At 39.1% G+C, this 12,656-nt stretch carries 14 protein-coding genes; 2 read left to right on the top strand and 12 right to left on the bottom strand.

Annotation, left to right across the window (positions count from 1 at the left end; genetic code table 11):
- Positions 1 to 155 precede the first annotated feature (155 nt).
- Positions 156 to 1,772, top strand: coding sequence for an ABC1 kinase family protein (locus ACQQ2I_RS06300; protein ID WP_431029710.1), 1,617 nt, complete (start codon positions 156 to 158; stop codon positions 1,770 to 1,772).
- A gap of 173 nt (positions 1,773 to 1,945) precedes the next feature.
- Here the strand turns inward: ACQQ2I_RS06300 and ACQQ2I_RS06295 are convergent, their stop codons facing one another.
- The 8 genes from ACQQ2I_RS06295 to ACQQ2I_RS06260 all read right to left on the bottom strand — a co-directional run bounded on the left by ACQQ2I_RS06295 (position 1,946) and on the right by ACQQ2I_RS06260 (position 8,538).
- Positions 1,946 to 2,929, bottom strand: a complete 984-nt coding sequence (locus ACQQ2I_RS06295; protein WP_431029709.1) for a biotin--[acetyl-CoA-carboxylase] ligase — start codon at positions 2,927 to 2,929, stop codon at positions 1,946 to 1,948.
- Between the two features lie 446 nt (positions 2,930 to 3,375).
- Positions 3,376 to 3,609 carry a hypothetical protein gene (locus tag ACQQ2I_RS06290; RefSeq protein ID WP_431029708.1) on the bottom strand — a complete coding sequence of 78 codons (234 nt, stop codon included), beginning with the start codon at positions 3,607 to 3,609 and terminating at the stop codon, positions 3,376 to 3,378.
- Between the two features lie 624 nt (positions 3,610 to 4,233).
- Entirely contained in the window at positions 4,234 to 4,434 is a 201-nt protein-coding gene (locus ACQQ2I_RS06285) for a hypothetical protein (RefSeq protein ID WP_431029707.1), read from the bottom strand.
- 227 nt (positions 4,435 to 4,661) lie between these two features.
- Complete coding sequence (locus ACQQ2I_RS06280; RefSeq protein ID WP_431029706.1) at positions 4,662 to 5,834, bottom strand: CCA tRNA nucleotidyltransferase; 1,173 nt, start codon at positions 5,832 to 5,834, stop codon at positions 4,662 to 4,664.
- Positions 5,831 to 6,967, bottom strand: coding sequence for an N-acetyl-alpha-D-glucosaminyl L-malate synthase BshA (gene bshA, locus ACQQ2I_RS06275; protein WP_431029705.1), 1,137 nt, complete (start codon positions 6,965 to 6,967; stop codon positions 5,831 to 5,833). The genes ACQQ2I_RS06280 and bshA overlap by 4 nt, the downstream gene beginning before the upstream one ends.
- A 30-nt stretch (positions 6,968 to 6,997) precedes the next feature.
- Positions 6,998 to 7,402 (bottom strand): methylglyoxal synthase, encoded by a 405-nt coding sequence (mgsA, locus tag ACQQ2I_RS06270; RefSeq protein ID WP_431029704.1) that lies wholly within the window; start codon positions 7,400 to 7,402, stop codon positions 6,998 to 7,000.
- Positions 7,403 to 7,415: 13 nt separating this feature from the next.
- Positions 7,416 to 8,210 carry a 4-hydroxy-tetrahydrodipicolinate reductase gene (gene dapB, locus ACQQ2I_RS06265; protein WP_431029703.1) on the bottom strand — a complete coding sequence of 265 codons (795 nt, stop codon included), beginning with the start codon at positions 8,208 to 8,210 and terminating at the stop codon, positions 7,416 to 7,418.
- Entirely contained in the window at positions 8,203 to 8,538 is a 336-nt protein-coding gene (locus ACQQ2I_RS06260; protein WP_391366939.1) for a nucleotide pyrophosphohydrolase, read from the bottom strand. The genes dapB and ACQQ2I_RS06260 overlap by 8 nt, the downstream gene beginning before the upstream one ends.
- A gap of 149 nt (positions 8,539 to 8,687) precedes the next feature.
- Between ACQQ2I_RS06260 and ACQQ2I_RS06255 the strand changes: the two genes are divergently transcribed.
- On the top strand, positions 8,688 to 9,554 hold the full coding sequence (locus ACQQ2I_RS06255; protein ID WP_431029702.1) for a YitT family protein: 867 nt from the start codon (positions 8,688 to 8,690) through the stop codon (positions 9,552 to 9,554).
- A 53-nt stretch (positions 9,555 to 9,607) separates the two neighbouring features.
- Here ACQQ2I_RS06255 and ACQQ2I_RS06250 read toward each other — a convergent pair whose 3' ends face one another.
- The 4 genes from ACQQ2I_RS06250 to qcrB form a co-directional block, all read right to left on the bottom strand.
- Positions 9,608 to 10,282, bottom strand: a complete 675-nt coding sequence (locus tag ACQQ2I_RS06250; RefSeq protein ID WP_431030461.1) for a zinc metallopeptidase — start codon at positions 10,280 to 10,282, stop codon at positions 9,608 to 9,610.
- 62 nt (positions 10,283 to 10,344) lie between these two features.
- The gene (locus ACQQ2I_RS06245) at positions 10,345 to 10,944 is read right to left on the bottom strand and encodes a DUF1405 domain-containing protein (protein ID WP_431029701.1); all 600 of its coding nucleotides are present in this window, start codon (positions 10,942 to 10,944) and stop codon (positions 10,345 to 10,347) included.
- Between the two features lie 195 nt (positions 10,945 to 11,139).
- Positions 11,140 to 11,931: a c-type cytochrome gene (locus ACQQ2I_RS06240; RefSeq protein WP_431029700.1), complete on the bottom strand. Its 792-nt coding sequence runs from the start codon at positions 11,929 to 11,931 to the stop codon at positions 11,140 to 11,142.
- Between the two features lie 43 nt (positions 11,932 to 11,974).
- Positions 11,975 to 12,649 (bottom strand): menaquinol-cytochrome c reductase cytochrome b subunit, encoded by a 675-nt coding sequence (qcrB, locus tag ACQQ2I_RS06235; RefSeq protein ID WP_391366932.1) that lies wholly within the window; start codon positions 12,647 to 12,649, stop codon positions 11,975 to 11,977.
- Positions 12,650 to 12,656: the final 7 nt, after the last annotated feature.

The following is a 12,656-nucleotide window of genomic DNA, read 5'->3' as shown; positions in this document are numbered from 1 at the left end:
AAAAGCATCATCGACTATTCATTTTGGTTCACATTTTATTCAAATTTAATCAATCTATACACTCCTCACAAGTTGCATCATTTGGCACATTTTTCCCAAAATCATATAATGAAACTAAAAATGGAAAAAAATACATAAAGTAGGAGACGATTCGTATGAAACGCTTAGCTATTTACCGCATATACCGCATCGTTTGGATGGCCATTAAGTTTTTTACACAAGTGACCCTTTTTCAAAAACGCTACCAAGGGCGTTTTTCTCCTTCTGTCCAAAAAAAATGGGAACAGCTTGTCACGAAACAGGCAGTTGAATTTAAGAAAACCGCCTTATCGCTTGGTGGGCTACTCATTAAAGTTGGTCAATTTTTATCGACCCGCGCCGATATTATGCCTCCTTCCTTCATTCAAGAGCTTGAAGGATTAACAGACCGCGTACCACCTGTGTCTAAAAAACAGGCCATTGCTTTATTAGAAGAGGAATGGAATACATCGTATCACAACTTTTTATCCTTTTTATCAGACGAGCCTGTTGCGTCGGCTTCCATTGGTGAGGTGTATAAAGGGATTTTAAAAGATGAGACAGAAGTGGCGATTAAAATTCAACGCCCGAACATCGAACGCATTATTCGTGTAGACTTTAAAGCAATGAAAATCGTTATTTGGCTCGCTAAACATTTCACGTCTTTCGCGAAGCAAATCAATTTTGATGTTTTGTATAGTGAGATGGTACAAGTGATTGGGGCAGAGTTAAACTTTTTGCAGGAGCTACGAAATGGACGGAGCTTTGCCGAGCGATTCGTTCACATGAAAGGCGTTCACTTTCCGATTTATAATGAGGCACTTTCAACGCGCCGTGTACTCGTGATGGAATGGATTGAAGGCTCCCGCGTAACGGATATTGCGTTTTTAAACACTCACCAAATCGACCGACAGCAGCTTGCAGCACGTGTCTTTCATCTCTTTTTAGAACAAGTGCTGGAAGGTGGGCAATTCCATGCTGATCCGCACGGCGGAAATATTTTAATAAAACCTGATGGCACAATTGTACTCATTGATTTCGGCATGATCGGTAGCATCACATCCGCACAAGCGCAGTACGTGTCAAAGCTTGTGGAAGGCATTATTTTTAAAAACTATGATCAAGTGCTTGATAGTTTAGAAGAATTGCATTTTTTACTCCCACATGCTAATCGACAACTATTAGCAGATGCGATTCGCCGGCTTGTGGAGGCTTATGAATCTAATGATTTCAAACAAGTGGATAGCTTCGTCATGGAACGTTTGCTCGAAGATTTAAAAACGATTGTACGGAAAGAACCTGTGCAAATGCCTGCGGAATTCGCCTTTTTAGGACGGGCGATTTCAACATTTGTCGGTGTGATTTACGTACTCGATCCAAAGGTTGACTTATTTGCGCTCGCTAAGCCACGCGTCATTGAATGGGCGAAAAAACAGAAAGAAACGACAAGTGAACGGCTATCAAAAGAAGAGCTACTACGTATCGCACAAAATGCGATTTTACCATTGCGAGATTTACCCGCAAAGCTTGCCAATTATTTAGAGGAGCCGACACGTATGCGGCTTTATATGCAACAGCGCGATGTAGAACAAAAAAAAGAGCGCGCCCGTCATCAAACCAGAATGTTTACTGGCCTCATGACGATCATCGCAACAGTCGGCGCATTTTTCGCTGTATCGGTAGATGATACAGCCCTGCTCTATATTACGGGCGGAGTAGCACTCATTGCTCTCCTTCTATATAAAAAATCGTAAATTTTTATACACTAAAGGGGACGTCTGAAAAGATATTTTGAGACGTCCCCTTTGCGACGAGGATGGTGGCATGTTGATGCGACCACCGCAGGAGCAATATTTCTTAATGGATCACGATTAAGGAGTGAAGAGGGTGTTCTGAAAGTAAGAACTTTCAGAACACCCTCTTCGTTTTAAGTTAACTCAATATCTGCCGAGTACACGCCTTTTACTTCACCGTCTGCTGTACGAATTTGTAAAACACCTGTATCCGTAATACCAATGGCTTCTCCTTCGATTACTTCTCGCAATGTTGTCGCACGTACTTGCTTGCCAATCGTACCCGATGCTTCTTCCCAAAGGGCCTTAATTGGCTGAAATCCGTGCTGTACATAAAGGTCTGTATAATGCTCTAAAAAATCAAGTACATTAGCAATAAATAACGCGCGGTCAATTGGCTCTCCATGCACTATCGCCATTGAAGTAGCAATCGATTGCAGTGCTTCTGGAAAATCATCTATTTGCTGATTTACATTAATACCAATTCCAATTAGTAGTGCCTGTACACGGTCGGCCTCGGCTACCATTTCCGTTAAAATGCCTGTACATTTGCGACCGTTAATTAAAATATCATTTGGCCACTTAATTTCAGGTGTAAATGATGAAAACATCGCCTTCATCGCATTCACTACCGCCACTGCTGCGACAAGTGTAAATTGCGGCGCTTGGTGTGGTAACACATCGGGCTTTAAAATGACGGTCATCCAAACCCCTTTCCCTTCCGTCGATTCCCACGGACGTAACATGCGTCCTCGCCCCGCGGTTTGTTCCTCTGCAATAACGACTGTGCCGTCTGGCGTATGTTGACGTACAAGATCATGTGCAATAAGCTGCGTCGACTCCACTTGCTCAAAATGGTGAATGGTTTGACCAATTCGCTTCGTTTGCAAAAATGTCTGAATGCGTGCAGCATCCATTCTGTCAGGCATCCCTGTTAATATATACCCTTTTTTCTTTACTGTTTCCAGTGTATAACCTTCCTCTTGTAGAACCTGAAGATGTTTCCAAATAGCTGTCCTCGAAACCCCAAAATCATCCGCCAGCTGCTGACCAGATACGGGATTTCCATTTGCTTGTAATAATCTTGTTAATAATTTATCTTTTATTGAAACAGTCATGTAACAACCAATCCTTTGATATAATTTACTATTTTTAAGGCTCTTCACCAAAATGTGTACTTGACCGCACATTCCGTTACGGGCGGATGCTTTCCGCGGGCGAGGTCGAGCCTCCTCGTCGCTCATTCTTCGCTCCTGCGGGGTCTCAACTTTCTCGCTTTTCCCGCTGGAGTCGCCACCCTTCACTCCATGTGCTTGTAGAGTCCTCTCCTTTTTTAATCAAGAACATATTTTAATATTGAACTATTTTTAAATGGCTAAGATCTTTAGTGAATCGTATTAATCATACAATTAACAATCATGATTTGCCATTAAATACTACAAAAATCATCATTAGTCGCTTGCTTTATGTAAAAGACTACCTCCATTACGGCTTAGCCTTATTATATAATAACACGCTTGTTGATTTCCTCTTGGCTCGCTTTCCGCAGGCACATGGTATAATACTATTTATGCGATAATGGTTTCTCCGGGCGATTAGAACAGTATTTACAATCCCGGTCACTGCATTGTGATTCTGTCCAACGGTTACATTTAGGACAAAAATAAGCATCAAAATCTTCGTAATATACTAAATTAAATTTACATGCAGAGCAAAATTGATTTTCTTCAATATGACCATAAAATTTAAAACCATCAATGATTACTTTATCCTCATTTTTCACTTCTACTATTTTCATAAATAGCCTCCTTGAAGTTTATTTACTTGCCACGTTCGTACAATACGCCCTTTATTCTCCTCTATGTAAAAAACTTAAATAACACCAAAAGAACATCAACAACAGGAAGCTATAAAACCATACAGAATGAGACCAAACATGCTTAAACCTCATCCACAAACTCATTCCACCTTGGTTTGGGGGTAAAAGAGAATAGAGTGAGACTTCAATATAGAACATTACAACAAAAAATAAGCAGAGCGGAAGGAATAGTATCCATGCTAAAAATTTAATCTTCATCATATATTACCTGTTCATTTTATAATTACCATTTGGCTCACCCCTTCACACACTTGAAGAGGGTAGTTTTCTTTCAGAAAAATGTTAAAATATCCAACTGACGTTCGTTTAAATTAAACCCATTTTGTACATACTTGATAAACAAAATTACAAATTTTACTCTGTTCAACCGTTGAGTTAATATTGTAATACAATCGCTATGAATACATCTGTTAGCAAACAGCTTTTTCATCAGATGTATTCATTTATAGCGATTGTTAGTTTTATTTAATAACAGGATCAATCATTATAAGCTAAACTCACTAAAAGTAGTTATAAATACATTTTAAGGAAATAGAGTGTGACTTATTTTTCTTCTAAAACCGCTACAATTTGATCTGTAAATACTAAAAAAGATGGCTCACCTTTTATATCGTTCAATTCAATTTCGATATACCCAAATTTAAAATATCCTTTTTCGTCTAAATACTCATTTTTAAATTCTTCTAGACTATCGGCCATTTCGATTTTTTCACCATTAGATAAATGTAAAATTACAGAACCCATACTACACCTCCCCTCCACACTAATCATAGTGCGAATGGAAATGTTTGTCACTCTCGCTTTTTTAATAACGAATAGGAGGGTACAGGAGAACAGATTCGCTTCTTTACAATCATGTGTTGTCCAACGTGGAATTACTGAGTAGTGAAAAACAAAAACAAGCGACCTACTGAATAACCGTTTGAAATAGGTCATTTTTCGGTCGCTTGCCATTTAATTTAAGAAACCTTTTAAATCTCCTCAAACTCATTGATAAACCAATCTTTTATGTGTTGGTTATCATTTTGCAATTTGCCTGATAAAACTGCTTCAATCGCTTGGTCTATCACTACTTTTAACCAGGGGCCACGTTTCCCTTCATTCCACTGAATAAAATCATGCCCGTTTGCTGCAAGTTGTTGCTTCGTTTGAATAGGAAGATTGGCTTTAGTCACACGGATTTGTTCTTTCGGAAACGGTAAGCGGTTCCCTTGCCACCATACAAAATCATAAGCCGTTTCCAATACTTCAAGGTCATATTCAAAATAATTTAGTGGTTGCCATCCTATTTGTAACTTGTCATAAGCAGCCAGGACCTGTTGAATAAACAATTTTTGCTTATTCGATAAGCGGTAGCCTTGTACAATCTCTTGCCAATCATTATGTACAAAAGATAGATACGCCCAGCCAACTACAGCCTGCTTTGTTTGAAAGCTCGTCCACTTCTCTTGATGTTTCGTAATATTTCCTGGTAAATAATCGGCTAGGTTTGTCGCAACTAGTGCATCAATCCCATTTTTCACTGATCCACTTACCCAAATTTTTTCAAATTCTGCTGCAATCCGTTCACGGGCTACAAACGTAATTTCTTGAGCATGCTCTTTTATTGCTTCAAGTGTTACTTGTTCAATTGTAAAACCAAGCTGTGCCGAAAAGCGCACAGCTCGTAACATTCTTAACGCATCTTCTGCAAAACGCTCTAATGGATTCCCTACCGCACGAATGATTTTTTTCGTAATATCTTGCTGTCCATTGTATAAATCAATGAGTTGCTCGTTCGCATCCATGGCAATCGCGTTCATCGTAAAGTCACGACGCTTTAAGTCTTCCGCTAATGAGCGCACGAAAATCACATCATCGGGTCGGCGATGATCCGCGTATTCCCCTTCTGTGCGATACGTTGTTACCTCAACGGGCTCCCCTGCATCTAGTACAAGCACCGTGCCATGTTCGATTCCGATATCAACCGTTTTTGCAAAAATCGTTTTCACTTCTTCAGGCATTGCACTTGTGGCAACATCTATATCATGAACCGGGCGAGCGAGCAATAAATCCCGCACTGCTCCCCCAACAAATACAGCTTCAAAACCTGCCTGTTCTAGTTGTCTAATTACTTGCTTTGCTGCATTCCACTGTTGTTTCATACTCTAACTGCCGCCAGTCTTTCATATAACTTTTCATATTGTTCAATAATTGCTTCAGACTTAAATTTCGTTTGTACTGCTTTTAATGCATTTGCACGAAATGCCGCTAGTTTTTCCTCATCGCTTAGTAGCTCGATTGCATATTGTGCGACCATATCAACATCACCAAGTTCAACAAGATAGCCATTTACACCATGATCAATTACTTCAGGAATTCCTCCGATATTTGTGCCAATGCCAGGGACACCGCATGCCATCGCTTCCAGTAATACAAGACCAAATGATTCTTTTTCTGATAATAATAATTTTAAATCACTCATTGAAAATAGCTCTGCAATATTTTCTTGTTTCCCTAAAAACAACACGTCACTTTTATACGGCGATTCCTTCACTTGATCCATAATACGATGCTTTTCTGGTCCATCGCCGACAAGTAATAATTTGGCCGGCATTGCTTCACGGACTTTCATAAAAGCATTGATAATATCAGGAAGGTTTTTGATTTTACGGAAATTCGATACATGAATCAGCACACGTTCATTTTCATGAATGCCAAATTGCGCCTTTAAATCACTACTTTCCATTGGGTAAAAAACACCTTCATCGACAAAATTATAAATCGTTTCAATTGGCTTTGTCGTGTCGATCCGTTCATATGTTTCTGCTTTTAATGCATCCGAAACGGTTGTAACGATATCAGAATGCTCAATCCCGTATTTAATGGCTGGTGCTAATGTGGAATCCTCCGCAAGAACAGAAATATCCGTACCGTGAAGCGTTGTCACGATGCCGATCTTTTCTCCGCACATATCACGTGCTAAAACAGCACAAACTGCATGCGGAATCGCATAATGCATATGCAGTACATCTAATTTTTCCTCTTTAATCACATCGGCCATTTTACTCGCTAATGCAATATCATAAGGCGGATATTGAAAAACAGAATAATTATTTACTTCAACTTCGTGGAAAAAAACGGTAGGATAAATTTTATTCAATCGGAATGGTACGCTCGATGTAATGAAGTGAATTTCATGCCCTCGTTCTGCTAGCATCTTCCCTAATTCTGTTGCAATAACACCTGAACCGCCCACTGTCGGATAACACGTAATACCAATTTTTAATTTTCGCATCCGTTTTACATCCTTTCTTTAAGTCAGTTTTTATTGCCGTCTTTCTTGAATGAGTCGCCAATCGACTAATCCTGCTTCCAAACCTTTTAGTAAAATTTCCGCTGTGCCCATATTTGTAGCAAGCGGCACATGATATAAATCGCATAAACGAACTAATGCTGTCACATCTGGCTCATGTGGTTGAGCTGTTAAAGGGTCACGGAAGAAAAACACCATATCCATTTCATTGTTCGCAATCATTGCACCAATTTGCTGATCACCGCCTAATGGACCTGAACGGAAACGTGTAATCGTCAATCCTGTTTCTTCATGTATTCTTTGCCCTGTCGTACCTGTGGCAAATAACTCATGTTGCGCGAAAATATGACGGTAAGCAATAGCAAATTGTATTAAGTTATCTTTTTTTTGGTCATGTGCAATTAATGCGATATTCATAATTTTCCCTCACTTAAATAATGTTTTCTAGACCGTATACTAATGATTCCATCGTAATAACTGTTTCAATACAGAAGGAAATACCGCTCATAAAGGATTCACGGTTTAATGAATCGTGACGAATTGTCAGTAACTGCCCTTCTCCACCGAATAATACTTGTTGGTGTGCTACTAAACCAGGTAAGCGTACAGAATGAACCTTCATGCCGTCATAATCTGCACCACGTGCCCCTGCAAGCGTTTCTTTTTCTGTCGGATGCCCTTGGATTTTTGCTTGACGTACTTCCGCAATCATTTGTGCTGTTTTTAACCCTGTCCCACTCGGCGCATCAAGCTTTTTATCATGATGCATTTCAATAATTTCAACATCCGGTAAATATTTAGCCGCTTCACGTGCAAACTTCATCATTAAAATAGCGCCAATCGCGAAATTTGGTGCAATGATTGCCCCGATTCGTTTTCTTTCGGCTAGTTCTGTCAGCTCTGTTAATTGCTCATCTGTAAAACCCGTTGTGCCGATTACAGGACGTACATTTAACTCTAACGCTTGCTTTGTATGTTCATATACCGAATGAGGATTCGTTAAATCGACTAACACATCTGGCTGCGTATCCTCTACAAGCTGCGCAAAATCCGTATAAATGGGCACATCGTAACTTTCTGGAAATACGTCAAGATTCGCTAATGTTGAACCCATTTTTTTATAATCTAGTACAGCAACTAACTGCATCCCTTCCCGCTTCATCACTGTATGTACTGCTTCAATCCCCATTTTCCCTCGTGCACCGGCAATTGCTACTTTAATCATTTTTTTCTTCCTTTCGTGTCCAACGATCTTTGTCTCTCGTTTCAAATTTATTTAATACTTGGAGTAATGCATCTTCAAGTTGAATTTGATGTGCATTTGCAAAACAGATTAGTGTAAAGAGTATATCGCCTAATTCTTTTTCCATGTTATTATTGTCAGCTTGCTTCTTTTTAGCATATCCGTACACATGCTGCACTTCACGTGACAGCTCCCCCACTTCTTCTGTCAGACGCGCCAACATTTCAAATGGTGGAAAATACCCTTCTTCAAACTGACTAATGTAAGCATCTACTCTGCTTTGTAACTGCTTCAAAGATTGCTGTTCCATGCATTCACCTCTCAAATCTATCGTATAGGAAATGTCACCTTGTTGTCAAAACATGAAAAATGAAACATAATGAGCATACTGTGTTTGTACGCAATTTTTTAATATTTTTCTGAATTATTTATCAAATCAAAATAAGAAGGAGGATTTTTATGCAAGGTATTAAAATAAAAAATATTTTAGCTATATTATTAGGTGCAGCGATTTTTAGTTTCGGTTTTGTACACTTTAATATGCAAAATGAGCTTGGTGAAGGCGGCTTTAGTGGTATCACGTTAATTTTATACTTTACATTTGGGTGGGACCCAGCAATATTAAACATTATATTAAATATTCCAATGTTTATTCTTGGTTGGAAATTGCTCGGACGCCGTACATTTATTTATACAGTAATTGGCACTATCGCTGTTTCGATTTTTTTAAAAGTTTTTCAAGCATATCAATTCCAAATGCATTTACAAGATGATAAATTGCTTGTCGCCCTTTTCGCCGGCGTATTTATCGGAATTGGTCTTGGGATTGTCTTCCGCTTCGGTGGAACAACAGGCGGCGTAGACATTTTAGCACGTCTAGCCAATAAATATTTCGGATGGACGATGGGAAAAACGATGTTTGCCTTTGATACAATTGTTATTCTCGTGTCTTGGGCAACATTTTTAGACGCTCGTTCGATGATGTATACACTTGTCGCTGTCTATATTGGCGGACGTGTCATCGATTTTGTACAAGATGGTGCATATTCAGCGAAAGGTGCACTCATTATTTCCAATCACTCAGATGAAATCGCAAACTTAATCGTAGAAAAAATGGAACGCGGTGTAACCGTAATGAACGGACGTGGTCATTTTACTAAGGAAAACAAAGACATTTTATACTGTGTTGTAGCAAGAAATGAAATTGTCCGTTTAAAGTCTATGATCCAAACCATCGACCCACATGCGTTTGTGTCCATAGTAGAAGTGAGAGAGGTTGCTGGTGAAGGATTTACGTTAGATGATCAAAAGCAACCGCTTCATTAAAGCTATTACAAATAAAAACGGTGCTGAGAGCTTTCTCGCACCGTTTCTTGATGTTAATCTTCTGAACGCATACCTGTGTAGATTAAGATTAAACGTAATAATTCTAGTACAGCTACTGCTGCAGCTGCTACATAGGTCATAGCTGCTGCGTTTAATACTTTACGAGCACCTACTTCTTCATTATTGCCGATAATACCAAGTGATACCACTTCATTCATTGCCCGTTTCGATGCATCGAACTCTACTGGTAATGTAACGACTTGGAAAATGACACCTGCTAATAATAAAACAATCCCTAGTAACAGGAACCCTGTACTTGAAGCAAAAATACCAATCATGACAAAAATCCATGACATATTTGATGAAATGTTAGCAACTGGTACTAACTTCGCACGTAATGTTAAAAATGAATAGGCTTCTTTATGTTGAATTGCGTGACCAACCTCGTGTGCAGCTACAGCAATCCCTGCTAAAGATGACTCGTAATAGTTACTTTCCGACAATGCTACTGTCTTCGTTGCAGGGTTGTAGTGGTCAGATAATACACCTTGTGTGGGTACAACGCGTACATCTGTTAAACCGTGTTGATCTAAAATCATACGCGCGACTTGCGCACCTGTCATACCTCGTTGAGATGACACTTCAGAAAATTTGTTATACGTACTTTTTACTTTCATTTGTGCATATAATGGTAATAGCATAATGACAGCAAAATATACAATGTACATGCCTAAACCCAATAGTATTCTTCCTCTCTATAAAATGTTTCGTATATAATACTATCTACTTTTTACCGTGCTTGCAAATGTTTGCGCTTGCTAACAACGGCATAGGCGAGTATTATACATGCAATCGATAGCCAAAATGTAAAATAGCCAATTTTGTCTGCATATTGATCCAGCACACGGTATACTGGCATTTGTCCAAATACATAATCAATCACGTCATTATGCAATGTCCAAATGGCACCGATGACCACATGGCCAAATCCAAATGTATATTTAGGGATATACAAAATCGCTTGGACTGCCATCATAAAGTGTGAAAAGACAAGCATCCAACCTTCTGGACTCAGTGATCCAAGCTCCACGAATGTCAGTAAGTTCATCACAACAGCCCATAACCCATATTTCACTAATGTGATTAATGCTAGTACTTCCATCAACTTAAAGTGTGTTCCTAAAAGCCAACCGATAATCGCAAGACAAAAGAACAAACTAGCTGTAGGACTGTCTGGAACAAAAATATAAAAGATTGGCTCAGTACTAGCAAGTTGCCCCTTATACCAATAGTAACCGTACACCGTACCTAAAAAGTTAATGATGAGCAAGATCGTTAAAAATGCCCGATGTGTTAAAAGATACCAACCTTTCACCATAAATGTCTGCATGCTTGTTCCCCTTCATTAATACGAATGATCTCGTTTAAAGTTTCATCTTTTTTTTAAAATTTTATGTATCAATTGCTAGAAAAAACACGACTCGTGTCAAAATATATACTTATTTTTTATACGGATTTTCATGGAACTTATACTTCCCTATCCGTTAAAAAAAAGAGAGTCAGCGAACTGACCCTCTTGTATATACTACTCTTCTTTTAGGCTTGCGATGAACTCAGCTAAAGTGTTAAGTTCTTCTTCAGTACCTTCGAACATACCGCCTGGCATACCGCCACGACCGTTCGTAATTACTTCTTTAACCTCTTCCGCTGTTAATGTATTACCTAATAACATCGGACCAGAAGCACCAGTTAAGTCACCACCGTGACAGCCAATACATGAAGCGTTTGCTTCATAAATTAAGTAGCCATCAGACTCAGTATCTACTTCCACTGCAGGAAGTAAACCTAAATGCTTATCAGTGATTTGACCTTGAGTATTTACTTTTGACCAATCAGTTGCATCTACAGATTCCCACGTTAAGTAAACCATAGAAGCCACCGACAACAACATAAGTGAAGTTGCGATTGGACGTTTTGATGGACGACGTTCTTTTGACGTGTCTAAGAATGGCATTAATAATAATGCACCGAATGCTAAACCTGGAACAATTACAGAACCAAGTACGTTATAAGCACCAGAGAAGTAAGAGTATTTTAATAATTGGTACATGAATAAGAAGTACCAGTCCGGTAATGCAATGTAAGATGCATCAGTTGGGTCTGCCGGCGCTTGAAGTGGTGATGGATGCGCGACAGTTAATAATAAGTAACCAATTAAGAAAACTGCTCCTACCATCCACTCTTTTAATAAAAAGTCTGGCCAGAAAGCTTCTGTTTTTCCTGGATACTCGGAATAATCTTTAGGCTTGTTCGGCATACGGTTATTCGCTTTAATACGCGAATCGCCGACAAACTTCATGCCTTTTCCGCGTTGCATAGTGTCCCCTCCTTAAAAAATCATAAAAGACATTGTTTTTAAATCATAGTGGTCCTGAAATACCTTGACGACGGATCATGATAAAGTGAGCCGCTAATAGTGCGAATAAAGCTGCAGGTAAGAAGAATACGTGGATTGCGAAGAAACGAGTTAACGTTTGCGCACCAAGAATTGTTGAGTCACCTGCTAAAAGAATCTTGATGTATTCACCAAGGAATGGTACAGATGCTGCAATCTCAATACCTACTTTAGTTGCGAACAATGCTTTCATGTCCCAAGGAAGTAAATAACCTGTGAAACCTAATCCCATCATTACACCAAAAATACCTACACCAACCATCCAGTTTAACTCACGAGGTTTCTTATAAGAACCTGTGAAGAATACACGAAGCGTATGTAAGAACATCATTACAATTACTAATGAAGCCCCCCAGTGGTGCATACCACGAACGATTTCACCGAAAGCTACTTCGTTTTGTAAATAATAAACTGATCTCCAAGCATTCTCAATATCTGGAACGTAGTACATTGTTAAGAACATACCAGATAAGATTTGGATTACCGTGATGAAAAACGTTAAACCACCAAAGCAATAAACGAATGCTGAGAAGTGATGTGCAGGGTTAACGTGCTCTGGCACTTCATGGTCGGCAATATCACGCCAAATAGGAGTGATATCTAAACGTTCATCGACCCAATCATAAATTTTATTTAGCACTGATGTC

The organism is Lysinibacillus sp. LZ02, assembly GCF_050613145.1.
GTDB lineage: Bacteria > Bacillota > Bacilli > Bacillales_A > Planococcaceae > Lysinibacillus_B.
Note: the sequence above shows the minus strand (reverse complement) of the source record. Positions and strands in the feature narration are given on the sequence as shown.

Coding starts and splice junctions, on each gene's coding strand:
- ACQQ2I_RS06300 (WP_431029710.1), top strand. CDS start 156: ATGAAACGCTTAGCTATTTACCGCATATACCGCATCGTTTGGATGGCC.
- ACQQ2I_RS06295 (WP_431029709.1), bottom strand. CDS start 2,929: ATGACTGTTTCAATAAAAGATAAATTATTAACAAGATTATTACAAGCA.
- ACQQ2I_RS06290 (WP_431029708.1), bottom strand. CDS start 3,609: ATGAAAATAGTAGAAGTGAAAAATGAGGATAAAGTAATCATTGATGGT.
- ACQQ2I_RS06285 (WP_431029707.1), bottom strand. CDS start 4,434: ATGGGTTCTGTAATTTTACATTTATCTAATGGTGAAAAAATCGAAATG.
- ACQQ2I_RS06280 (WP_431029706.1), bottom strand. CDS start 5,834: ATGAAACAACAGTGGAATGCAGCAAAGCAAGTAATTAGACAACTAGAA.
- bshA (WP_431029705.1), bottom strand. CDS start 6,967: ATGCGAAAATTAAAAATTGGTATTACGTGTTATCCGACAGTGGGCGGT.
- mgsA (WP_431029704.1), bottom strand. CDS start 7,402: ATGAATATCGCATTAATTGCACATGACCAAAAAAAAGATAACTTAATA.
- dapB (WP_431029703.1), bottom strand. CDS start 8,210: ATGATTAAAGTAGCAATTGCCGGTGCACGAGGGAAAATGGGGATTGAA.
- ACQQ2I_RS06260 (WP_391366939.1), bottom strand. CDS start 8,538: ATGGAACAGCAATCTTTGAAGCAGTTACAAAGCAGAGTAGATGCTTAC.
- ACQQ2I_RS06255 (WP_431029702.1), top strand. CDS start 8,688: ATGCAAGGTATTAAAATAAAAAATATTTTAGCTATATTATTAGGTGCA.
- ACQQ2I_RS06250 (WP_431030461.1), bottom strand. CDS start 10,282: ATGTACATTGTATATTTTGCTGTCATTATGCTATTACCATTATATGCA.
- ACQQ2I_RS06245 (WP_431029701.1), bottom strand. CDS start 10,944: ATGCAGACATTTATGGTGAAAGGTTGGTATCTTTTAACACATCGGGCA.
- ACQQ2I_RS06240 (WP_431029700.1), bottom strand. CDS start 11,931: ATGCAACGCGGAAAAGGCATGAAGTTTGTCGGCGATTCGCGTATTAAA.